General features: G+C 70.3%; 27 protein-coding genes. 18 read left to right on the top strand and 9 right to left on the bottom strand.

The window, feature by feature from the left end; genetic code table 11:
• Positions 1-85: 85 nt before the first annotated feature.
• From B0B14_RS02415 to B0B14_RS16440, 5 genes are all read left to right on the top strand, one after another.
• Positions 86-1,582, top strand: coding sequence for an alanine/glycine:cation symporter family protein (locus B0B14_RS02415; RefSeq protein WP_076679934.1), 1,497 nt, complete (start codon positions 86-88; stop codon positions 1,580-1,582).
• A gap of 206 nt (positions 1,583-1,788) precedes the next feature.
• Complete coding sequence (locus B0B14_RS02420) at positions 1,789-2,169, top strand: rhodanese-like domain-containing protein (RefSeq protein WP_256714221.1); 381 nt, start codon at positions 1,789-1,791, stop codon at positions 2,167-2,169.
• 87 nt (positions 2,170-2,256) lie between these two features.
• Positions 2,257-3,948, top strand: a complete 1,692-nt coding sequence (locus B0B14_RS02425) for an FAD-dependent oxidoreductase (protein ID WP_076679935.1) — start codon at positions 2,257-2,259, stop codon at positions 3,946-3,948.
• On the top strand, positions 3,941-4,204 hold the full coding sequence (locus B0B14_RS02430; RefSeq protein WP_076679936.1) for a metal-sensitive transcriptional regulator: 264 nt from the start codon (positions 3,941-3,943) through the stop codon (positions 4,202-4,204). Before B0B14_RS02425 ends, B0B14_RS02430 begins: the two co-directional genes overlap by 8 nt.
• A gap of 57 nt (positions 4,205-4,261) precedes the next feature.
• Complete coding sequence (locus B0B14_RS16440; RefSeq protein ID WP_179085257.1) at positions 4,262-4,423, top strand: hypothetical protein; 162 nt, start codon at positions 4,262-4,264, stop codon at positions 4,421-4,423.
• A gap of 12 nt (positions 4,424-4,435) precedes the next feature.
• Here the strand turns inward: B0B14_RS16440 and B0B14_RS02435 are convergent, their stop codons facing one another.
• Positions 4,436-4,747, bottom strand: a complete 312-nt coding sequence (locus tag B0B14_RS02435; RefSeq protein WP_083710283.1) for a metal-sensitive transcriptional regulator — start codon at positions 4,745-4,747, stop codon at positions 4,436-4,438.
• A gap of 270 nt (positions 4,748-5,017) precedes the next feature.
• On the opposite strand from B0B14_RS02435, the gene B0B14_RS02440 reads away from it, so the two are divergent.
• Both B0B14_RS02440 and B0B14_RS02445 read left to right on the top strand, forming a co-directional pair.
• Positions 5,018-6,415 carry an alanine--tRNA ligase-related protein gene (locus tag B0B14_RS02440; RefSeq protein WP_076679937.1) on the top strand — a complete coding sequence of 466 codons (1,398 nt, stop codon included), beginning with the start codon at positions 5,018-5,020 and terminating at the stop codon, positions 6,413-6,415.
• A gap of 46 nt (positions 6,416-6,461) precedes the next feature.
• A complete protein-coding gene (locus tag B0B14_RS02445; protein WP_076679938.1) occupies positions 6,462-7,760 on the top strand; it encodes an alpha/beta hydrolase in 1,299 nt (432 codons plus the stop codon).
• A 7-nt stretch (positions 7,761-7,767) separates the two neighbouring features.
• Here the strand turns inward: B0B14_RS02445 and B0B14_RS02450 are convergent, their stop codons facing one another.
• Positions 7,768-8,466: an aquaporin gene (locus B0B14_RS02450; protein WP_076679939.1), complete on the bottom strand. Its 699-nt coding sequence runs from the start codon at positions 8,464-8,466 to the stop codon at positions 7,768-7,770.
• Positions 8,463-8,813 carry an ArsR/SmtB family transcription factor gene (locus B0B14_RS02455; RefSeq protein ID WP_076679940.1) on the bottom strand — a complete coding sequence of 117 codons (351 nt, stop codon included), beginning with the start codon at positions 8,811-8,813 and terminating at the stop codon, positions 8,463-8,465. Before B0B14_RS02455 ends, B0B14_RS02450 begins: the two co-directional genes overlap by 4 nt.
• Positions 8,814-8,897: 84 nt before the next feature.
• On the opposite strand from B0B14_RS02455, the gene B0B14_RS02460 reads away from it, so the two are divergent.
• The 7 genes from B0B14_RS02460 (at position 8,898) to B0B14_RS02490 (ending at position 14,533) form a co-directional block, all read left to right on the top strand.
• Positions 8,898-10,214, top strand: a complete 1,317-nt coding sequence (locus B0B14_RS02460; RefSeq protein WP_076679941.1) for an NAD(P)-binding domain-containing protein — start codon at positions 8,898-8,900, stop codon at positions 10,212-10,214.
• Entirely contained in the window at positions 10,202-10,741 is a 540-nt protein-coding gene (locus tag B0B14_RS02465; RefSeq protein WP_076679942.1) for a GNAT family N-acetyltransferase, read from the top strand. Before B0B14_RS02460 ends, B0B14_RS02465 begins: the two co-directional genes overlap by 13 nt.
• A gap of 54 nt (positions 10,742-10,795) precedes the next feature.
• Positions 10,796-11,713 carry a metalloregulator ArsR/SmtB family transcription factor gene (locus tag B0B14_RS02470; RefSeq protein ID WP_076679943.1) on the top strand — a complete coding sequence of 306 codons (918 nt, stop codon included), beginning with the start codon at positions 10,796-10,798 and terminating at the stop codon, positions 11,711-11,713.
• Between the two features lie 41 nt (positions 11,714-11,754).
• A complete protein-coding gene (locus B0B14_RS02475; RefSeq protein ID WP_076679944.1) occupies positions 11,755-12,171 on the top strand; it encodes an arsenate reductase ArsC in 417 nt (138 codons plus the stop codon).
• The gene (locus B0B14_RS02480; RefSeq protein ID WP_076679945.1) at positions 12,168-12,812 is read left to right on the top strand and encodes an arsenate reductase ArsC; all 645 of its coding nucleotides are present in this window, start codon (positions 12,168-12,170) and stop codon (positions 12,810-12,812) included. The genes B0B14_RS02475 and B0B14_RS02480 overlap by 4 nt, the downstream gene beginning before the upstream one ends.
• 174 nt (positions 12,813-12,986) lie before the next feature.
• Positions 12,987-13,730 (top strand): phosphatase PAP2 family protein, encoded by a 744-nt coding sequence (locus B0B14_RS02485; RefSeq protein WP_256714223.1) that lies wholly within the window; start codon positions 12,987-12,989, stop codon positions 13,728-13,730.
• On the top strand, positions 13,727-14,533 hold the full coding sequence (locus tag B0B14_RS02490) for a DUF1206 domain-containing protein (RefSeq protein ID WP_076679946.1): 807 nt from the start codon (positions 13,727-13,729) through the stop codon (positions 14,531-14,533). The genes B0B14_RS02485 and B0B14_RS02490 overlap by 4 nt, the downstream gene beginning before the upstream one ends.
• A gap of 106 nt (positions 14,534-14,639) precedes the next feature.
• Here B0B14_RS02490 and B0B14_RS02495 read toward each other — a convergent pair whose 3' ends face one another.
• From B0B14_RS02495 to B0B14_RS02510, 4 genes are all read right to left on the bottom strand, one after another.
• Positions 14,640-15,866: a Dyp-type peroxidase gene (locus B0B14_RS02495; protein WP_076679947.1), complete on the bottom strand. Its 1,227-nt coding sequence runs from the start codon at positions 15,864-15,866 to the stop codon at positions 14,640-14,642.
• On the bottom strand, positions 15,866-16,390 hold the full coding sequence (locus B0B14_RS02500; RefSeq protein ID WP_076679948.1) for a copper chaperone PCu(A)C: 525 nt from the start codon (positions 16,388-16,390) through the stop codon (positions 15,866-15,868). Before B0B14_RS02500 ends, B0B14_RS02495 begins: the two co-directional genes overlap by 1 nt.
• 33 nt (positions 16,391-16,423) lie before the next feature.
• On the bottom strand, positions 16,424-17,011 hold the full coding sequence (locus B0B14_RS02505) for a copper resistance CopC family protein (RefSeq protein WP_076679949.1): 588 nt from the start codon (positions 17,009-17,011) through the stop codon (positions 16,424-16,426).
• 114 nt (positions 17,012-17,125) lie between these two features.
• Positions 17,126-17,743 carry a hypothetical protein gene (locus B0B14_RS02510; RefSeq protein ID WP_076679950.1) on the bottom strand — a complete coding sequence of 206 codons (618 nt, stop codon included), beginning with the start codon at positions 17,741-17,743 and terminating at the stop codon, positions 17,126-17,128.
• A 180-nt stretch (positions 17,744-17,923) separates the two neighbouring features.
• Here B0B14_RS02510 and B0B14_RS02515 point away from each other — a divergent pair, with 180 nt between their 5' ends.
• The 4 genes from B0B14_RS02515 (at position 17,924) to B0B14_RS02530 (ending at position 19,835) form a co-directional block, all read left to right on the top strand.
• A complete protein-coding gene (locus tag B0B14_RS02515; RefSeq protein ID WP_143733605.1) occupies positions 17,924-18,427 on the top strand; it encodes a hypothetical protein in 504 nt (167 codons plus the stop codon).
• Positions 18,427-18,798, top strand: a complete 372-nt coding sequence (locus tag B0B14_RS02520; protein ID WP_076679952.1) for a hypothetical protein — start codon at positions 18,427-18,429, stop codon at positions 18,796-18,798. Before B0B14_RS02515 ends, B0B14_RS02520 begins: the two co-directional genes overlap by 1 nt.
• Before the next feature lie 213 nt (positions 18,799-19,011).
• Positions 19,012-19,314 (top strand): hypothetical protein, encoded by a 303-nt coding sequence (locus B0B14_RS02525; protein ID WP_076679953.1) that lies wholly within the window; start codon positions 19,012-19,014, stop codon positions 19,312-19,314.
• 248 nt (positions 19,315-19,562) lie between these two features.
• Entirely contained in the window at positions 19,563-19,835 is a 273-nt protein-coding gene (locus B0B14_RS02530) for a DUF7218 family protein (RefSeq protein ID WP_076679954.1), read from the top strand.
• Positions 19,836-19,852: 17 nt separating this feature from the next.
• On the opposite strand, the gene B0B14_RS02535 is transcribed toward B0B14_RS02530, so the two are convergent.
• Positions 19,853-20,290 (bottom strand): pyridoxamine 5'-phosphate oxidase family protein, encoded by a 438-nt coding sequence (locus B0B14_RS02535; protein WP_076679955.1) that lies wholly within the window; start codon positions 20,288-20,290, stop codon positions 19,853-19,855.
• The gene (locus B0B14_RS02540) at positions 20,287-20,955 is read right to left on the bottom strand and encodes a BON domain-containing protein (RefSeq protein ID WP_076679956.1); all 669 of its coding nucleotides are present in this window, start codon (positions 20,953-20,955) and stop codon (positions 20,287-20,289) included. The genes B0B14_RS02535 and B0B14_RS02540 overlap by 4 nt, the downstream gene beginning before the upstream one ends.
• Positions 20,956-20,975: the final 20 nt, after the last annotated feature.

Below are 20,975 nucleotides of genomic sequence, written 5' to 3' on the forward strand. Positions count from 1 at the left end.
GCTCCGGGTTGTTCGGAGCGCGACGTCGATCGGATGGGGCCTGTGAACTTCCCTTGACCTGCGCGCGGCCTCCATACTGGCCGACATGGATGCCGTGAACGAGTGGTTGCTGACGTGGGGAGATCACCTCTGGACCTGGGCGGTGCTGCCGGTCGTGGTTCTCCTGGGCCTCTACTTCACCGTGCGATCGGGGGTCGTGCAGTTCCGCCTCATCCCTGAGATGTTCCGCACGCTCACCGACAAGACCCCGCGCACGGCCTCGGGCGCACCGCAGTCTGTGTCGGCGTTCCAGGCGTTCACGATCTCGGCGGCGTCGCGGGTCGGGGTGGGCAACATCGCCGGCGTCGGCACCGCGATCGCGGTCGGCGGCCCCGGCGCGGTCTTCTGGATGTGGACGATGGCCTTCGTCGGCGGCGCCTCGAGCTTCATCGAGTCCTCCCTGGCGCAGCTGTTCAAGGTGCGCGACACCGACAGCTTCCGCGGCGGCCCCGCGTACTACATGGAGCGCGGACTCAAGGCGCGCTGGCTCGGGGTGTGGTTCGCCGTCATCCTCATCGTGTGCTTCCCGTTCGCCTTCAGCTCGCTCCAGGCCAACACGATCTCCGCCACCGTCACCTCCAGCATCGGGGGAGACCTGCCCTGGCTGCCGTGGGGCATCGGCGTCGGCATCGCGCTCCTCACCGGGCTCGTCGTCTTCGGGGGCGTCCGGCGCATCGCGTCGGTGACCCAGCTCCTCGTCCCGATCATGGCCCTGGCCTACCTGCTGCTCGGCCTCGTCGTGGTCGCGCTGCACCTGGATCGGATCGGTCCGGTGTTCGCCGAGATCTTCACGTCGGCGTGGGGCTTCAACGAAGTGGTCGGAGCGGCATTCGGCTACATCGTGCTCACGGGCGTCAAGCGCGGCATGTTCTCCAACGAGGCCGGTCTCGGATCGGCACCCAACGCCGGGGCCAGCGCCGCCGTCACGCACCCGGTCAAGCAGGGGCTCGTCCAGACGCTCGGGGTGTACTTCGACACGTTCCTCGTCTGCTCGATCACGGCGTTCATCATCCTGGTGTCCGTGCCCGACCTCGCCGGAGCCACCCGCGGGATCGGCCTCACGCAGGACGCCCTCGTGGGCACGCTCGGCGCGTGGTCGAACATCGCGCTGAGCGTCATCATCTTCCTGCTGGCGTTCTCCTCGATCCTGGGCAACTACTACTACGGCGAGTCCAACATCGAGTTCATCACGACGCGCCGATCCGTCCTCACCGGCTACCGCATCCTCGTCGTGGTCGCCGTGCTGGCAGGGTCCGTCGCCGGCGCCGACCTCGTCTGGAACTTCGCCGACGGCGTCATGGGCTTGATGGCACTCACCAACCTCATCGCCATCGGGCTGCTCTCCGGGATCGCGTTCCGACTCCTCAAGGACTACACCCGGCAGCGCAGGGAGGGCCGCGACCCGGTCTTCACGCGCGATCTCCTCTCCGACGTGAGCGGGATCGAATGCTGGGAGGACGAGCTCACGGTCACCGGTCCGATCGACGTCGAGACGAAGGGTCGGCAGGCGAAGAAGCACCGGGACCACCTCCACCAGCAGTGACAGCGGCTCGCACGGCCATCGGAGGAGGGGCGGAGAAGATACCCCCGGGGGTATGCTAAGCTCGCATCATCGAACGAAAGGTGGGGCGATGTGCCGTCGAGTGACGTGTGAGGTGTGTGGCAAGGCGACGTGGGACGGGTGCGGTCAGCACGTGGAGGATGCCCTCCGCGACGTGCCCGAAGAGCAGCGCTGCACCGGGCACGTCGGTGTCGCGGCGTAACCGGCTGGCGGGTCTCGCCGTCGGGCTCGCGGCGATCGCCCTGTCGCTCGGGCTGACCGGGTGCGGAGCGGCGACCCCACCGGCCGCCATCGCTGTGGACGACGGCACCGTCATCGTCGACGTCCGCACTCCCGCCGAGTACGCCTCCGGCCACCTCCAGGGCGCCGTCAACCTCGACTTCCCGTCGGGTTCGTTCGAGGAGGCGGTCGCCGACCTCGACGCCAAGGCCGACTACGTCGTCTACTGCCAGTCGGGCAACCGCTCCGCGAAGGCGGTGTCGGTGATGGAGGCTGCTGATCTCGCGGTCCAGGATGCCGGTGGCATCGACGACGCCGCGGCGGCCACGGGCCTTCCCGTCGTCCGCTGACGCCTGGGCGCGTTCCCGCGTCCCTGCTCTGCCCGAACCAGATCGCGCGCGGGAGTCTGCCCGCCTCAATACCCCAGGGGGTACACAGTGAGAATCATCATCGTCGGCGGAGTCGCCGGAGGCATGAGCTGCGCCGCACGCGCGCGTCGGCTCGACGAGCAGGCCGACATCATCGTGCTCGAGCGCGGCGCCCACGTCTCGTTCGCCAACTGCGGCCTGCCCTACTTCGTGGGCGGCGAGATCGACGACCCGAGCGCGCTGCTCGTGCAGACGCCCGCGTCCCTGCGCGCCGCCCTCGCACTCGACGTGCGGCCGGGCAACGAGGTGATCGCGGTCGACGCCGCGGCGCGCACGGTGACGGTGCGCTCTTCCGAGGGCCTCGAGCAGATCGAGTACGACGCGCTCGTCCTCTCACCGGGGGCCTCCGCGTTCGTGCCCCCGATCCCCGGAGTGGACTCCCCGCGGATGCGCACCCTGCGCACCGTCGAAGACGCGATCGCCCTGCGGGAGAAGGTGGATGCCGGTGCCCGTCGCGCCGTCGTCCTCGGTGCGGGCTTCATCGGCATCGAGGCCGCCGAGGCGCTCGCCGCACAGGGGCTCGAGGTGTCCGTCGTCGAGATGGCGACGCAGCCGCTGCCGCCCGTCGAGCCCGAGCTGGCCTGGCTGGTGAGCGAGGAGCTGCGCGCCCTCGGCATCGATCTGCACGTCGGGGTGGCCGCGACATCCATCGAGCAGGACGCCGACGTCGACACCGTCGTGCTCGCCGACGGCACCCGGCTCGCGGCCGACCTGATCGTGCTTTCGGTCGGGGTGCGTCCCGACACGGCCGTGTTCGAAGCGGCGGGGGTCGCCTGCGAGCGCGGTGCGATGGTCGTCGACGACCACGGTCGCACCAGCGTCCCGGGGATCTGGGCCGTCGGAGACGCGACACTGAGCGTCGATCCGATCACGGGTTCGCGTCGCCCCGTCGCGCTGGCGGGCCCCGCCAACCGCGCCGGCCGGCTCGTGGCCGACGACATCCTCCGGCCCGACCTCGCGCGGGCCGTTCCCCGGCCGGCCGGGACCGCCATCGTGCGCGTCGGATCGCTCACCGCGGCCCTGACCGGCGCGAACCGCGTCGCGCTCGACTCGTCGGGCACGGCGTACCGCACGCTGCACCTGCACGCGAACCAGCACGCCGGCTACTTCCCGGGTGCCAGTCAGATCCACCTCGTCGTGCACATCGCGCCCGAGTCCGGGCGTCTGCTCGGCGCCCAGGCGGTCGGCGTCGAAGGCGTCGACAAGCGCATCGACGTCCTGGCGACGGCCATCCGGGCCGGAATGACCGTGGAAGATCTGATCGATCTCGACCTCGCCTACTCACCGCCCTACGGTCAGGCGAAGGATGCCGTCAATCTCGTCGGCATGGTCGGCGCGAACGTGCGCAACGGCACGCTGAGCCTCTGGTACGCCGACGAGCTCGACGACATCCTCGACTCCGCTCTGATCCTCGACGTGCGACGCCACGACGAATGGGTCACCGGACACCTGCCCGGAGCGCTGCACATCCCGCACACCGAGCTGCGCGAGCGAATCGGAGAGGTGCGCGAGCAGGCGGCGGGCCGGCCGGTGCGTGTGATGTGCGCGTCCGGCGTGCGCTCCGCGATCGCCCACCGTGTGGTGGCGCAGGCCGGGATGCCGTCGGCCTCCCTGTCCGGAGGCATCCTCACACTCCGCGCCGCGCTCGGCGCGCGCGCCGCCGACGTCCTGGAGGACGAACGGGTGAGCGAGCGTGTCTGACGCGCAGAAGCTCATCTCGAACCGCCTGCGCCGGGCGCGCGGGCAGCTGGAGGCCGTGATCGCCGCCGTCGAGGCGGAGGGCTCGTGCCGTGATGTCGTCACGCAGCTCGCCGCGGTGTCGCGTGCGCTCGATCGTGCCGGCTTCGCGATCGTCTCGACCGCGATGAGGGAGTGCCTCTCGGGCGCCGACACGGAACGCGGGGGCGACCAGCCCACCCCGGAGGAGCTCGAGAAGCTCTTCCTCATGCTCGCCTGAACGACCGACCATCCGACGCCCGGGAAGACCCCGGGCGACCTCACGAGGAGACAGCCCATGTGCTACGCGGTGACCTGCAGGAAATGCTCGAAGACGACCTGGTCCGGCTGCGGCCAGCATGTCGATCAGGTCATGCGCGGCGTGCCGCGATCGCAGCGCTGCGAAGGCCACGCGAACGAGCCGTCGACCGGCTTCTTCGCCCGGCTCTTCGGCCGCTGAGCGCGGCGAGGGTCAGGCGAGGGTCAGGAAGAGCTTCTCGAGCTCGTCCGGGGTCATCGACGAGTCGTCCGGGTCGGCGAGGCAGTTGCGCATCGCCGACGCGACGATCGCGAACCCCGCGCGATCGAGGGCCTTCGACACCGCCGAGAGCTGGATGACGATGTCGCGGCACTCGGCGCCCGATTCCACCGCGCGGATGACGGCGCTCAGCTGACCCTCGGCGCGACGCAGCCGGTTGACGATCTTCCGCTGCTGCGCGATCAGGTCTTCGGCGGAGTCCGCGGTGGCGGTGGACGCATCGATCGTGCTCACGGGGATCCTCATTCGTCGGCGCTGCGGGGTGTGACTCCACGATACCTGGACGGGTATCCGCGGCGGGCCGGTGCGACCCGTGGCGCAGACGGGGTGCGCATGGATGAGGGCGGCACGTGGTCTCGTGCCGCCCTCGGAGTGGAGGACTCAGGAATCGCACCTGACGAGGCGCCTCATGTGCGCATCCCCCGAATTCCCCGACTCTACCCAGCGCTCCACCTGATAGACAAGACCCGAAGGAGGACGCGTCGAGCCCGCTGCCCACCGTCGACGCGCATCAGGATGACTGCAGACGAGATCAGGCGCATCTTCCTCGAGTACATGGCCGAGCGCGGTCACGTCGTGATCCCGAGGGCCCCGCTCATCCCCAAAGACGATCCGACGACACTGTTCACCGGCAGCGGGATGCAGCCCCTCCTTCCCTACCTGCTGGGGGAGCAGCATCCCGACGGCACCCGGCTCGCCGACGGTCAGACCTGTCTCCGCGTCCAGGATGTCGAGGAGGTCGGCGACAACCGCCACACGACCTTCTTCGAGATGCTCGGCAACTGGAGCCTGGGCGACTACTTCAAGCAGGAGCAGATCCCGCAGGTGTGGACGTTCCTCACCGAGAAGGTCGGGCTCGATCCCGCCCGCATCTACGTCTCGTGCTTCAGCGGCGACCCCGAGCACGACATCCCGAAGGACGAGGAGTCGGCGGCGATCTGGACCCGCCTCTTCGAGGAGGCCGGTGTCTCGAGCGACCAGGTCGACGTCGGCACGGAGGAGCACGCGGCCGCTGTGGGCACGGGAGGCGCCCGGATCGCGTTCTACTCGAAGAAGAACTGGTGGTGTCGCGGCGGCAAGGCCGAGGACATGCCCGTCGGCGAGCCGGGTGGACCCGACACGGAGATGTTCTACCTCTTCCCTCACGTGGAGCACGACCCCGCCTACGGCGAGCACTGCCACCAGAACTGCGACTGCGGACGCTTCATCGAACTCGGCAACTCGGTCTTCATGGAGTACCGAAAGACCGAGACGGGCTTCGAGCCGCTGCCCCGCCGCAACGTCGACTACGGCGGCGGACTGGCGCGCATCGCGGCGGCGGCCATCGACAGTCCGGATGTCTTCCGGATCGGACTGCTCTGGCCCATCATCGAACGCCTGGAGGAGCTCTCGGGCGCGTCGTACGAGACCGAGACGCGGGCGATGCGCGTCATCGCTGATCACCTCCGGGGCGCGACGTTCCTCGCCGTCGACGGAGTGCGGCCGGGCAACAAGGCGCAGGGCTACGTCATGCGCCGCCTCATCCGCCGGGCCGTGCGCTTCGCGTTCGACCTGGGGCTGGAGGAGAACTTCTTCCCGCAGATCATCCCCACGATCGCCGGCATCTACGAAGAGCACTTCCCCGAGGTGGGACTGCACGCGCAGGAGGTCGAAGCGATCCTCGCCAAGGAGGAGCAGTCCTTCCGGCGCACGCTGCGCAAGGGGCTCAAGCAGCTCAAGGCCTACGCCGCCGACGGCGTCACCGGACGGGAGCTGTTCGTCCTGTCGGACACCTACGGCTTCCCCGTCGAACTGTCGACGGAGGAGGTGGCGCGCCAGGGCATCTCCCTCAGCGAGCACTGGCGCGACGAGTTCGACGAGGAGCTCGCCGCGCAGCGGGCGCGCTCGCAGCGGGCGTCGCTCCCGGCATCCTGACCCCCGGTGAGAGACGCGACATGACGAGCATTCAACGGGAGCACCGGTGAACGCCCTCCTCGATCTGCAGATCATCGACTCTCCGGCGATGTGGATCGTCTACGCCGTGGCGATCGCGCTGATCGTCGTGGTGCTCGCCCGGCGACCGACTCCGCGCGGGGTCGTGCGGACGCTCGTATGCGTCGTGGTCGGCGCCGTCGTCGGGATCGTGGTCTTCCTCATCGCGAACGCGACGAACGCGATGGGGGTGACGCTGCCTCCCGAGGTCGCCGTCTGGGCGTCGGCCGCGCTCGCCGGTGTGGGTCTCGCCGTCGCATCGCTGTGGGATTCGCCGCCGTGGCGGAAGGTCGTGGCGATCGTCCTGATCGTCTGGATGCCGCTCAGCGCCGTCGTCGGCATCAACGCCTTCTACGGACTCAACCCCACGCTGGGCTCGCTGTTCGGCGCCGCCGCATCGCGGCCGCTCGACCTCCCGCCCGCCGGCGCAGGCGCGGGAGCGCCCGCACAGCCGCTCTACGAGACCTGGCGGCCCCCCGCGGACATGCCTGCCAAAGGTGAGCGCGGCACCCAGGCCATCGAGGGGACGGTGTCGGGCTTCGTGGCCCGCGACGCCGGGATCTACCTCCCGCCTGCGGCGCTCGTCGACGACGCGCCACCCCTGCCGATGGTGATCATGATGATGGGGTACGTCGGCAACCCCGATCCCACCATCATCAGCGACGTCCTCGATGAGTTCGCAGCGGCGCACGACGGGCTCGCCCCGATCGTCATCGTGGCCGACCAGCTGGGCGGCGACGGCAACGACGACCCCGCCTGCGCGGATTCCACCACGTTCGGCAATGCCGAGACGTACGTGACGACGGATGTCGTCAACTGGGCGCGGACGAACCTCAACGTCATCGACGACCCTCGCTACTGGGTCGTCGCCGGATACTCCAACGGCGGCGGCTGCGCGATCAAGTACGGCGTGAAGTACCCGCAGACGTTCGGAAACATCATCGACGTCTCGGGGGAGGAGTACCCGGGCTCGGAGTCGGTGACCTCCGTCATCGCCGACGTCTACGGCGGAGACCGGGCGGCGTTCGAGGCATCCAAGCCGATCAGGATCATGCAGGGCGAGCCCGCCGGCACGTACGCCGAGACGACGGCGATCTTCACCGTGGGCAGCGAGGATCCGGACTTCCTCGCTGCCGCTCGGGCGGTCTCGGCGGCCGCGGAGGCCGCGGGGATGGCGACGACGTTGTTCGTGGTCGACGGCGCCGACCACGGCGGCACAGCGGTGTCCGGAGGACTCGCCGAGGGGTTCGCCGTGCTCTCGCCGATGCTGGGCTTCTCCGCCGAGTGAGCGGCGATCAGCCCGCGGGGGCGCCCGCGCGGATCCCGGCGGCCCGCGGATCGGGGAACAGCGCGCGCACCATGGCCCACCCGGCAGCTGCGCCGACGAGCTGGGCGGCGATGAACGGCAGGGCCGAGGCGGGCGCGATGCCGGCGAAGGTGTCGGTGAACATGCGACCGACGGTGATGGCCGGGTTGGCGAAGCTCGTCGACGACGTGAAGAAGTAGGCGGCGCCGATGTAGGCCCCGACTGCCGGCGCGGCCAGGTGCGACCGGCCGCTGCGGACGAGCGCGAAGATCACGAGGACGAGGCCCGCGGTCGCGACCCCCTCGGCGAGGAGGAGATGCCATCCCGACCGATCGGTCGTGCTCCAGGCGACGGCGGGGGCCGCGAACATGAGATTCGCGAGCACGGCGCCGGCGACGCATCCGATCACCTGGGCGGGGAGGTACACCGCGGCCACCGACCAGGGGCGCCGGTGGAGCGCGATGTCGACGAGTGTGACGACGGGGTTGAAGTGCGCGCCCGACACGGGCGCGAAGACGAGGATCAGCACGGCGAGGCCCAGCGCTGTGGCGAACGCGTTCTCGAAGAGCTGGAGTCCGCCGTCCGACGGCGAGAGCCGCTGGGCGGCGATGCCGGAACCGACGACGACGGCGGCGAGACCGGCACTGCCCAGCAGCTCTCCGGCGGCGGCGCGCGCGGTCGTGCTCACGAGGCGACGAGGAGCGTCGAGACGCGATCCAGTGCGCCGGGGACGAGCGTGAAGTAGGCCCACGTGCCGCGCTTGCTGCGGGTGAGGAATCCGGCCGCCGTCAGGATCTTCAGGTGGTGCGAGACGGTCGGCTGGCTGAGTCCGAGGGGTTCGATGAGATCGCAGACGCACGCCTCCGCGTTCTCGGAGGCCGCGACGATCGACAGCAGGCGCAGCCGCGTGGGATCGGCGAGCGCCTTCAACGTCGTGGCGAGCTGCTCCGCCTCGGCGGAGGTCAGAGGCTCGCGCAGGAGCGGGGTGCAGCAGGCGTCGGCGCTGGCGTCGGTGAGGTCGAGCAGAGTGCGCATGCATCGACAGTAGTCGATATTGACAGCCATCGATAGGCGGAGCAGAATCAGGCATCGACGTTCGTCGATATCCCGGGAGGACTTGTGACCCTGATCGATCTGACCCCTCGCGCGGTGACGGCCCCGCGCCTCGCGACGCTGCCCGTCGCGATCATCGGTGCCGGCCCGATCGGCCTGGCGGCCGCGGCGAACCTCCTGGAGCGGGGGATCGACTTCCTGGTCTTCGAGATCGGTGACGACGTCGCCGCCTCCGTCCGTTCGTGGGGGCACACGCGCCTGTTCTCGCCGTGGAAGCACCTGGTCGATCCGGCCTCGCGCCGTCTGCTGGAGTCCGAGGGCTGGACGCTCCCCGACCCGGATCGTGCGCCCGCCGGTGCCGAGCTCGTCGAGCGCTACATCGCGCCGCTCGCCGCGCTCGACGGGATCGCCGCCCGCACGCGGACGCGGACCGAGGTGATCGGCGTCAGTCGAGACGGGATGGATCGCACCCGGAGTCAGGGGAGGGCGTCGACTCCCTTCTCCGTTCGCATCCGCACCGCGTCGGGGGCGATCGAGGATGTCGCCGCGCGCGCCGTGATCGACGCCTCGGGGACCTACCTGTCGCCGAATCCGCTGTCCTCCAGCGGTCTCGATCTGCGCGGGATGTCTGAGATCGCCGACCGGGTCACCGCGGCGCTGCCCGATGTCCTGGGGCGGGACCGGGCGCAGTTCGCCGGCCGACGGGTGACCGTCGTGGGAGCCGGGCACTCCGCGGCGAACACCCTGCTCGCGCTGGTGAAGCTCGCGCGGGAGGAGCCGGGCACGAGCGTCACCTGGCTCATCCGCAACGCGCGGGCCGCGCGGGTGTCGTCCTCGCCCGACGACGAGCTGATCGGCCGCGCGCACCTCGGCAGTCGCGTCGACCGCGCCGTGGAAGGCGGCGACATCGCCCTCGTCGACAGCTTCGAGATCGTCCGCGCCCGCCGCGTCGACGACGGGCTCGAGCTGGTGGGGCACCGCCGCGGCGAGGTCGTGTCGCATCCCGCCGACGTCGTCGTCAACGCGACAGGATTCCGCCCCGACCTCGCCATGCTGCGCGAGGTCCGTCTGGATCTCGACGAGATCGTGGAGGCGCCCCGCCGCCTGGCCCCCCTCATCGATCCGAATGTGCACTCCTGCGGCACGGTCGAGCCGCACGGGTTCCGCGAACTCACCCATCCCGAGCCCGGGTTCTTCATCGTGGGGATGAAATCGTACGGGCGGGCGCCCACATTCCTGCTCGCCACCGGCTACGAGCAGGTGCGATCCGTGGCCGCATGGCTGGCGGGTGACACGGCATCGGCGGTGAAGGTCGATCTGGTCCTCCCGGCGACGGGAGTGTGCTCGACGGATGCCGCCGCCGGCGGCGGATGCTGCTCGTGACCGCGCTGCGCGCGATGCGGGCGTCGGACTGGCCCGACGTGGAGAGGATCTACGGCCAGGGGATCGCCGACGGCGAAGCGACTTTCGAGACCGCGACTCCGACCTGGGAGGCATTCGACGCGAGCCGGCTGTCGTTCGGACGCCTCGTCGCGCTCGACGACGCTGCCGCCGTGGTCGGCTGGGTGGCCGCGTCGCCGGTGTCCGCGCGCGAGGCCTATCGCGGAGTCGTCGAGCACTCGGTCTACATCGCTCGCGACGCGCGCGGCCGAGGTATCGGGCGGCTTCTCCTCGACGCGTTCATCGATGCCACCGAACGCGAGGAGGTCTGGACGATCCAATCGAGCATCTTCCCCGAGAACGCGGCGAGTGCGCGGCTCCACGAGTTGTGCGGCTGCCGCGTCGTCGGCCACCGCGAGCGGATCGCCCGGACCGGCGTCGGACCGCGCGCGGGGGAATGGCGCAACACGCTCCTGATCGAGCGGCGCAGCCGAAAGGTCGGCGCCGACGCGCGTGACGTCGACCGGTGATGAGGTGCGGGGTCCGTCGCCCCGGGAGTGATCCCGCTCGATAGACTGCCGTCTATGGATCGTCCGGTGGATGCGCGAGGGCTCACGACGATCGGCGATCCGACGCGGGCGCGCATCCTCCGCATCATCCGCGAGTCCGTCGAGGGCCGCGCGCTCGTCGGGACGCTCGCCGAGACTCTCGGTCTGCGTCAGCCGACCGTGAGTCACCACATGAAGGCGCTCCTCGCCGACGGCGTCGTCGTCCGCGAACCCGACGGACGTCGCGCGTGGTACTCGATCGCTCCCGAGCGCCTCGAGCGGGTCGACGCTCTGCTGGGCGATGTCGATCTCGCGACGGTCGCTCCCGACCTCACCCGCATCACCGCCGATCTGGCTCTGCGGTTCCGCGGCTCGTTCGGTCCGGAGACCGTCGCCGCCACGGTTGCGGAGAGCTTCGGGCTGCTCTCGCAGAGCGGCTCCTCCCACGCTCTCGGAAGCCGCACGGCGGCGTTCGCCGCCGATCGGCTCGCCGCGCTCGGCGCCGCCGCCGACCGGGTCGCCGGCTCGAGGCCGCCGACGGTCCTGTTCGTGTGCGTGCAGAACGCCGGGCGATCGCAGCTCGCCGGAGGCATCCTGCGCCAGCTCGCCGGTGACAGAGTGGTCGTTCGCACCGCGGGGTCAGCCCCGGCGCCCGACGTGCGTTCGACCATCGCGACGGCACTCGAGGAGATCGGCGTCGCGCTGGGAGGGGAGTTCCCCAAGCCGCTGACCGATGACGCGGTGCGCGCGGCCGATGTGGTGGTGACGATGGGATGCGGCGACGCATGCCCGGTCTACCCCGGACGCCGATACCTCGACTGGGATCTCGAAGACCCCGTGGGCAAGTCGCTCGACCGCGTCCGCGGCATCCGTGACGACATCGACGCCCGCGTCCGCATGCTCCTGGCGGAGCTCGAGAGCGAGAGTTCTCCGGCCGTTCACATCGTCGCATAGATCATGGTCTATGCTTTCTCACGAGAGAGAGCGAGAACCCCATGAGCGCCAAGCCCACCGTCCTGTTCGTATGCGTCCACAACGCCGGACGATCCCAGATGGCCGCAGGCTTCCTGCGCGCCCTCGCCGGAGATGCCGTCGAGGTGCTGTCGGCCGGGTCGGCGCCGAAGGACACCATCAATCCCATCGCGGTCGAAGCGATGGCCGAGGAGGGGATCGACATCGCGGGCCACACGCCCAAGGTGCTGACGGTCGAGGCGGTCCGCGAATCCGACGTCGTCATCACGATGGGATGCGGCGATGCCTGCCCGATCTTCCCCGGCAAGCGCTACGAGGACTGGGAGCTCGACGACCCGGCAGGTCAGGGCATCGACGCCGTGCGCCCCATCCGCGACGAGATCCGCGGCCGCATCGAGGCCCTGATCGCCGATCTGCTCCCCGAGCGGGGTGCGGCGTGAGCGACGCCCGCGGTCACGCCCCGCTGCTCTCGCCCGACTCGGTGCTGCACCGGGTGGCGGAGCGTCTGGCCGACCAGTTCGCCGGGATGGTCGGGGAGGAGACCGCCGAGCGCGTCGTCTTCGAGTCGTACGCCGCGCTGGCGCGCACAGCCGGTGTGCGCACGCACCTGCCCACTCTGACCGAGAAGTTCGCGAGGGATCGCCTAACCGCGCTTGCTCAGTCCCGGGGGCTCATCCTCACGCGGGTGCCCGAGGTGCTCTTCGTGTGCGTGCAGAACTCCGGCCGATCGCAGATGGCGGCCGCCCTGACGCGCCGCCTGGCCGGGGATCGGGTGCACGTGCGCACCGCCGGGTCGCAGCCGGCCGGAAGCATCCTTCCCGACGTGATCACCGTCTTGGCCGAAGACGACCTCGACGTCAGCGAGGAGTTCCCCAAGCCCCTGACCGACGATGTCGTGCGTGCGGCGGACGCCGTCATCACGATGGGATGCGGCGACGCCTGCCCGATCTACCCGGGCAAGCGGTACCTGGACTGGCGCCTCGAAGATCCGGCCGGACTCGATCTCGACGGCGTCCGCCGTGTCCGCGACGAGATCCGGGCGCTTGTCGAGACCCTGCTTGAGGAGCTCGTCGGGACCTGAGCCCGTCCCGGTGCTCTCCGCCCCGCTTCCCTGCAGCTGATACCACGCGCGCCGGGACCTGTCCATGCGCACCGGGTGACGCGGGCCTGACCCTATCGTTGCTCGACGAGGGAGGCGTGGACCGCCCTCGGAAGGGACCGGCGTGGGCATCGGCGACGGACGAACGTGACAGCGGTGACGGAGCGTGCGGACACGCGAGACGCCCGCGACGGCCGGCGGCCGATCGCACTCACCGTGGGCGTCGTCGCGGCCGTCGCGTTCGTGATGCTCCGCGTCGTCGTGGCGATCGGCGCACACGAGCCGCTCGCGGTGGACGTCTGGTGGCACGACCTCATGCTGCGGTCGCTGACCGACGCCGGGATCGTCGTCGCGTGGGTGCCGGCGATCGTGGGCGGCACGCTCGGCATGATCGTCGTCGGCGTCGTGATCATCGCGCTGTTCCTGTGGCGCCGGAGGCGGTGGGATGCCGCCACCGTGGCGGCGGCCATGGTCGTCGTCGTCGCGATCGGCGCGCCGATGGCGGCGATCATCGCGCGCACCCGCCCCTCGGACTCCCTCGCGGAGCGGATGGCGACGTCTTTCCCCTCGGGGCACACCGCCGTCGCGACGACGGTCGCGGTCATCCTCGGCCTTCTGCTGCGTCGATGGCACGTCTGGGTGCTCGGCGGGGGATGGGTGCTGCTGATGATGTGGAGCCGCACCTACCTGCAAGCGCACTGGCTCAGCGACGTGGTGGCTGGGCTCCTCGAAGGCGTCGCCGTGGCCACCCTCGTGTGGGTCGCCGTCGAGACCGTGCGCGACAGACGTGGCCTCCGGCGCGCGCAGACCGCGCACCCTTCGCACCCCGACCTGCCCCACACCGCCCCGCTCGACACCGCCCCGCTCGACACCCCGACGAAAGGCTCCCCTCCCTCATGACCTCGAACACTCCCGAGTCGGCCGCGCGCGCCGCGCAGGACTCCACGGCCTTCCGGATCCTCGCCCGGGTCGGCTACGTCGTGCTCGGCATCCTCCACCTCTTCATCGGCGGGATCGCGATCTCCATCGCCACCGGCGGCGGCGGTCAGGCAGACCAGGGCGGGGCGATGGAGGCGATCCGGCAGACACCCGTCGGCATCGCCATCCTCTGGATCATCGTGATCGGCCTGCTCGCCCTGGCCGTCTGGCAGATCGCCGAAGCCCTGGTCGAGAACGACCCGGATGCCAAGAAGAAGTGGGCACACCGGGTCAAGTTCATCGGCACGGCCGTCGCGTACCTCGCCATCGCGGGCACTGCCCTGGTGTACGCGCTCGGCGGGCAGTCCGAGTCCTCGGACTCCTCGCAGTCGCTCAGCGCGCAGCTGCTGGCTGTGCCGGCGGGCGTGGTGCTGCTGATCCTTGTCGGCCTCGTCGTCGCTGGAATCGGGATCGCGTTCATCGTGCGCGGCATCGCGCGCGCCTTCGAGAAGCACCTCGATCTGCCCTCGGGAACCGCGAAGAAGGGCATCGTGGCCTTCGGTGTCGCAGGCTACGTCGCGAAGGGCATCGCCGTGGCGGTGGCGGGGGTGCTGTTCGTGGTCGCGGCGATCACGCACGACCCCGAGACCGCCGGAGGGCTGGACGGCGCACTCCGCTCTCTCGCCGGACTTCCGTTCGGAGCGGTCATCCTCTGGATCGTGGGGGCAGGACTCGCCCTGTACGGACTGTTCTGCTTCGCGCGGGCGCGCTACGCCCGGATGTGAGGAGCGTCGCTGATCCGGTGACGGTCGGCCGAGGAGGGTCTCGGAGATGAAGCCGCCCGGCGCGCAACCGGGCGGGATCGCGAAGACGGCCGACCTCCGGTGACGGTCAGGTGAGGAGGGTCTCGCCGATGAAGCCGCCCGGCGCGCAACCGGGCGGGATCGCGAAGACGGCAGAGCCGATGGGCGTCGTCCACTCGTTGAGCAGGTCCAGCTCGTCGAGGCGACGCTGGATGGGCACGAACTGCCGGTCGACGTCGGCCTGGAACGACACGAAGATGAGCCCCGCGTTGGATACCCCGCCCCCGACCGGTGCATCGTCGTAGTTGTAGGCGCGACGGAAGATCTTCTCCTCCGGGTTCTCGCTGCGCGCACGGCGGAGATGCGAGAACTCGGGGATGACGGGGAATCCCACCGCCGTGGTCACGTCGAAGTCGGGTTCGTCGAACTCGTCGACCCCGGTGAGGGGGGCGCCGGTGGACTGGAAGCGTCCGACCGACTGGTCGCGCCCACCGCGGTCGAGGCGGTCCCACTTGTCGAGGTCCATGCGGATGCGCCGGACCACCGCACTCGTGCCGCCGGCGAGCCATCCGTCGTCATTCCACACGACGGCGTCGAACTCCGCCGTGCCGGGGCTCGGGTTGCTGGTGCCGTCCACCTGGCCGAACAGGTTGCGCATCGTGGTGCCGGGCTTCACCGTCCCGTGCGCTCGACGGAATCCTCGCTGCGTCCACCGAACGGCGGCGAAGCTGCGGGCATCCTTCAGCAGCATCCGACCGGCATGCGCCACGGTGAGCGGGTCGTCGGAGGCGATCTGCAGCAGAAGGTCGCCGTCGCCGAACTCCGGCTGCAGCCGATCCACCGCGAACGCCGGCAGGGGCTTCAGCCATGTCGGCGCGCTGTGCTGCGCGCGCGCGACGAAGCCGGCACCGAACCCGAACGTGACCGTGAGGCGGGCGGGCGAGGTCGCGAGCTCGGGCTCGGAGTCCGCCAACGCGGGATCGCCCTGCGTGAGACGTGCCGCATCGTCGGTGAGGATGCTCATCATGCGGCGCAGTCCGTCGCGGTCGACGTCGGGGAGCAGATCGAGGGCGATGAAGAGTCCGTGCGCCTGCGCGTCGGTGTCGACGCCGGCCTGGTGCACGCCGTGGAAGGGCACGACGCTCGTCCCGTTGAGCGGCGTCGAGGGGGCACCGGCCGCGGCGGCCGGGTTCCTGATGGCGTAGTCGATGCCGACCGCCGCGGCGGCGCCGACGCCGGCGACGGCTCCTCCGAGGAGGAACTGTCGCCGGGTCGACCCGCGACGACCGGAACGTGCGTCCCGGTCCGGTGACATCAGTGATCCATGTCCATCTCGTCGCCCTCGTACGTCTCGTTCGCACCGGAGTAGTCCTTGACCGGGGCGGTGAACTCGTACGTGGACTCGTCGGAGAACGTCAGGACGAAGGTGACTTCCTCGCCGGCCTTCAGCGGCGCGGTCAAGTCCATCAGCATGATGTGGTTCCCGCCCGGTTCCAGCGCCAGACTCCCGCCCGCGGGGATGACGAAGCCTCCGTCGATCTGGCGCATGACCATCTCGCCGGAGTCGTTCTCGACCGTTTCGTGCAGCTCGAGCATGGAGGATGCCTCCGTCGTGGCCGACACGACCGTGATGTCGCGGTCGGAGTCGTTGGTCAGTTCGCCGAACGCGGCGGACATGCCCTCGTCGGCGGATTTGACCCATCCGTCGCTGATCGAGACGGACTCGCTGGCGGTGACGTCCTCCGCGGTGGTGGAGGACGAGGTGGCGCAGCCCGTGAGGGCGAACGCGGCCACGGCGAGGAGGAGGCCGAGCCGGGTGGTGGTGGTGCGAGAGATCAAAACAGTGCCTTTCGAATGGTCCCGCCGGATGCCTCAGTCGGCGTCGGGCGGAGTGTCGCCCGGCTGCGCGACGGCAGTCCTCGGGCGACGGAGGAAACGGATGAGTGCGAAGAGGGCGACCGCGACGGCGGCACCCCCGGCGCCGATCAGGACGACACGGAGCGCGCCCTGATTCTCCTGTGTGCTCAGACTGTCCACATCCGTCGCGGCGGTGGAGGCGTCGGGTGCGGCCGTGCGCGTGAGAGGTTCGCCGTCGCCGATCGCGAACGGGATGAGTCCGCTGATCGGATGCCCGTCGGATGACACGACGCGCCAGCGGATCTCGTATCCCGCTGCAGGCATCCCCTCGTCGACGGGCACCGTGACGGTGCCGCGATCGATCGTGGGTTCTCCTGCCACCCAGTCCCGGCCGGAGGCGTCGACGACGATGACGGCGGCGCCGATCGTCATGACGTCCGCCGAGAACGTGAGCGAGACCTCCGTCGGCGCCGCGTCGAGGCGGGCGCCGGCTGCCGGCGTGCTCGCCAAGAGCTCGTCGTGCGCGGACGCGGGTGCCCCTGCGCCGAAGACGACGAGCACGGCGATCGCGGCAGCGGTGAGGGCAATACGGAATCGGGACATCGAAGCCACCTCTCGACGCGACCGCCACGGCGGCCGCGTACGCGACATCTGCCCACCCGGACGGATGGGACGCGGATCGTGCCGCCGCATCACAGGATGCGAGGGCAGGAGCTGTCAGAGCGTGACGAGGAGCGGGGGACCGCGGCGGTGCGCGGCGGAGCGCTGCGGCGCGAACGACACATGCCAGGTCTCCACGGAGCCCAGCGCCGCGGGACGAGAGGGCAGTGCAGGAGACACCACGGCGGTGGTGCGAAGAACGGACCGGCCGACCCACAGGGCGAGTTCGGTGGCGAGGCCCCGCAGGCGCGCGACGGCGGCCTCGCCCCGGTGAAGGGCGGCCACGGTCACCACGGCGGCGACGGCGTGGCCGATCCACATCCACCCGTCCGCGTGCGACACCGAGGCGGCAGCGGGCGCCGCGGAGGCGATCATCTCGGCGCCGTGGGCGTGGTGGCCCCCGCGCGCGGTCGAGGCGGAGCCCCCGGCGCCCAGCACGAACAGGGTGTGGAAGAAGAACTGGCTGACCGCCACGGCGATCGACAGGCGCCAGACCGAGAGGGTGCGCCCCGCGAGCAGCACGCAGACCGCGATCGAGAGGATCAGGGGGACGACGATCCCGACCGCGCCGGGCACGGCGCCGCCTGCGACGACGTGCGACACGAGCGCGGCGAACGTGGCGACGGATGCGGCGAGAGCTCCCCGGAGGACGCGGGGTGCCCTCGATCGACGCATGGGTCCATTGTGGCAGGCATCCGGAGGCCCGCGCCGCTTGCGGCAGCCCTCCCTGTCGGGTACCGGAACGCGTGCGCTCTGTCAACCCTCGAGAAATTGCTCAGGATTGTCCCGGTCCTGAGATACGTTCGTGCGTGAACGCTCCGACCGTCGTGAGCGTCGATTCGAGAGGTGACGATCGTGTCCCGAGAAGAACACGCCCGCGAGGGCGCTCAAGCAGTCATTCCGGATGATGAGGTGCTCGATGTCGCCGTGGTCATGCCGCGCGGCTCGACCTTCTCGAGTGTGCTCGGCGCGGCCGTCGGCGTCGTCGGAGGCGGCAACAACCCGACCGCGTGGGGTGTCGCGGGAGGAATGATCGGAGAACGCGTCAACGCGGCCTCCCAGGGGAGCTATCCCTCCATCGTCCTCGCCCTGTCGCCGAAGCGGCTGTACGTCCTCGGCCGGAAGAAGACCGGCCTGGTCGGCGGATGGAAGGACCTGCATCCCGTCGCGCACATCGAGCGGAGCGACCTCGAGGTCACCCGCCGGCGGCGCGGCACCGTGCTGGTGCTCGAGCTCACCGACACGACGACGAAGAACACACTCGAATTCGAGGCGCAGAACGTCGGCGGCCTCGGTCTGAAGGACCTTCTCGCCGACATCGGCGGGAAGACCGTTCACGAAGAAGAAGGAGCAGGATAATGGCTGGTCAGCGTCCGGGTGGCGTCGTTCTCATCGCCGTGCTGGCTTGGATCGGCGCCGTCGCGCAGATCGTGTCGGGCGTCCTCGTGCTCACCGGCGTGCTGAACCCCGAGGGGGTGTCGACGGAGACGGCATGGATCGCGATCGTCGTCGGCGTGATCTCGTTCCTCGTCGCGTTCTTCCTGTTCAGCGGCAGCAACATCGCCCGCATCCTGGTGACGATCTCGTTCGTCCTGTCCCTCCTGACGGCGATCTTCGCGGTCATCGCGCACCCGGCGAACTTCGTCGCGCCGATCATCTCCGGCCTCGTGGCCGTGATCGGCATCGCGCTTCTGTACACCCGGCGCTCGAACGAGTACTTCCGGGGCTGAGCCGTCGTGCCGGGGTCGAGGGGGCCCCGGCACGACCGCCGTCCGTCGGTGGGTCGAGCCCTGGCTGGTTGTCAAGCCCCGTGAGTTCGCCGGATCGTGCGCGGAGGCTGTTCCGCACACACCCGCCGAGGAGCATCATGGGCATCACGTCAGTCATCCGATCGGCACCCGCCGCGCCGCCGCGCACGGGACATCACCGGCGAGGTGACTCCCGTGTCGGCTGAACCCACCGGCGATCACTTCGCCCGCCGATTCGCCCTGTCGCGAACCGGTCCCGACACCTGGGCGCTCATCGATCTCTCGGTGAGCGCGACGGACCAGCATCGCCTCATCGCCCGCATCCGCGAGGAAGAGGAGTCGGGCGTGACGGTCGAGTGGGTGCTCCCGCTCCCGCTCCCTGAGGGCTACCTCACCCCGCAGTCCGTGCTCGAGGACCTGTCGCTGTGGAACTCGCGCCGCCAAGGGTGGTCGCGACCCGTGCCGATACCTCATCGTCCGCCGCTCGGCGTCGACTAGGGGAGCGCGCTGCCCGCAGTCAAGCCCCTTCGGGGCTGCGGACGCGGTGGCGCAGAATCGTGGCGCGCAGGCGTCTGCCGGAGCGCGGTGGAGTGTCGGGGACGAGTGTCGAGTGAGCGGGACGGCACACCGATCAGCCGCACTCCGTCGGGCGGATGCCGCGACCTGTCCGCGGCTGGTCGTTCGGCCGCGGACAGGCGTCGCGGCGGCGCAGGCGCGGAAGACCGAACGAGTGAAGGGAGCGGGCGATGCCCCGAGCGAAGGACTCCAGGCTGAAGGACCCGGAACTGTACGAAGAGCTGCGAGAGGGAGGCGCGTCGAAGGAGAAGGCCGCCCGGATCTCGAACGCCGCGGGCGGCACGGCATCCGGGAGATCTCGGATCGCGCGCAAGGGCGGCGAATCGGGCAGCTACGAGGACTGGACGGTCGCCGATCTCCGGGGGCGGGCCAGAGAGCTCGGCCTGAGCGGCTACTCGAAGATGAGGAAGGCCGAGCTCGTCCGCTCTCTCCGGGAGCGCTGACGCACGCCCCCGGACGATCAGTACGACTGGATGCCGTAGCGATCGGGTTCGGGACCTCTCACGAAGCGGCGGCCCGACACCGCTGCGGGCACGATCCTCACGTACGTGTACTTGAGGGTGGGGATCCAGGGGGCCAGCGCTAGGGTGTCGGCCCTCTCCACGTCGGCGGACGACGTGAGCGCATGGGCGTGTCCGCGCACGACGACGCTCCACGCGTCGACGTCGCTGTGGTCGTCGACCTCGAAGAGCACCTCATCGCTCACGGTGAGCTCGAACAGCTTGCTCCCGGGCGCCGTCCGGAAGAGCACGCTCCGCTCGTCGACGATGTAGTTGACGGGGAACACGTCCAGCACGTTCCCGACGCGCGTGACGAGCCGGCCGAGCTCCTGTCGGCCGAGCGCCTCCCAGCACTGCTGCGAGGTCAGCACCGTGACGGGGTCGGACGTGTCGTTCATGACGGGTGGACGACGATGTTGTTGTCGACGTGTGCCACGTGGGGTGAGGCGGCAGCCGATTCGGCGGCCTGAGCGCGCTCCGCCCACGAGCGCGCGGTTCCTCCCAGGATGAGGGTGTCGCCGTCGAGGCGTACCGTGATCCGATGGGCATCGACGATCGCGTTCCGTCGCAGGGCGTTCTCGATGCGCGTGACCGCGTCCGCGGCCGACGGCTTGCGTGCTACTTCGATCCGGTTGTCGACGGCTCGAACGCCGCGCAGGAACCGGACGACATGCTTCGCGGCTCGCCGTTCGACATCGAAGGCCACCTGGCCCGTGAGCACCACCGTGCCGTGCTGCACGCCTGCGTGCACCCCGGCGGGAACGTCCCCGGCGGCATCGAGGGCATCCCGCACCGCGGCGGCGAGTTCCCGATCGTCGGGAGGATTCTCGGGCTCCGCGACGAAGAGGTCGTCGACGAGGGCGACGACGCCGCGCACTCGCAGGACGGCGTCCTTCGCGGCCACGCGCTCGGCGTAGTCGCGGACCTCGCCCGAGAGCACCACGGTGCCCTCCTCGACCACCACGACGATGCGGCCGGCATCGACCTCCGGCCGCCACGCCAGCTCTTCCTCCACGTCCATCTTGAGTCGCTGATCACGGTCGCGAACGACTGCGGTCGTCATGTCGAACCTCCTTGGTCGAA

This window comes from Microbacterium sp. RU33B (assembly GCF_900155915.1).
In the GTDB taxonomy this organism is placed as follows: Bacteria; Actinomycetota; Actinomycetes; order Actinomycetales; family Microbacteriaceae; genus Microbacterium.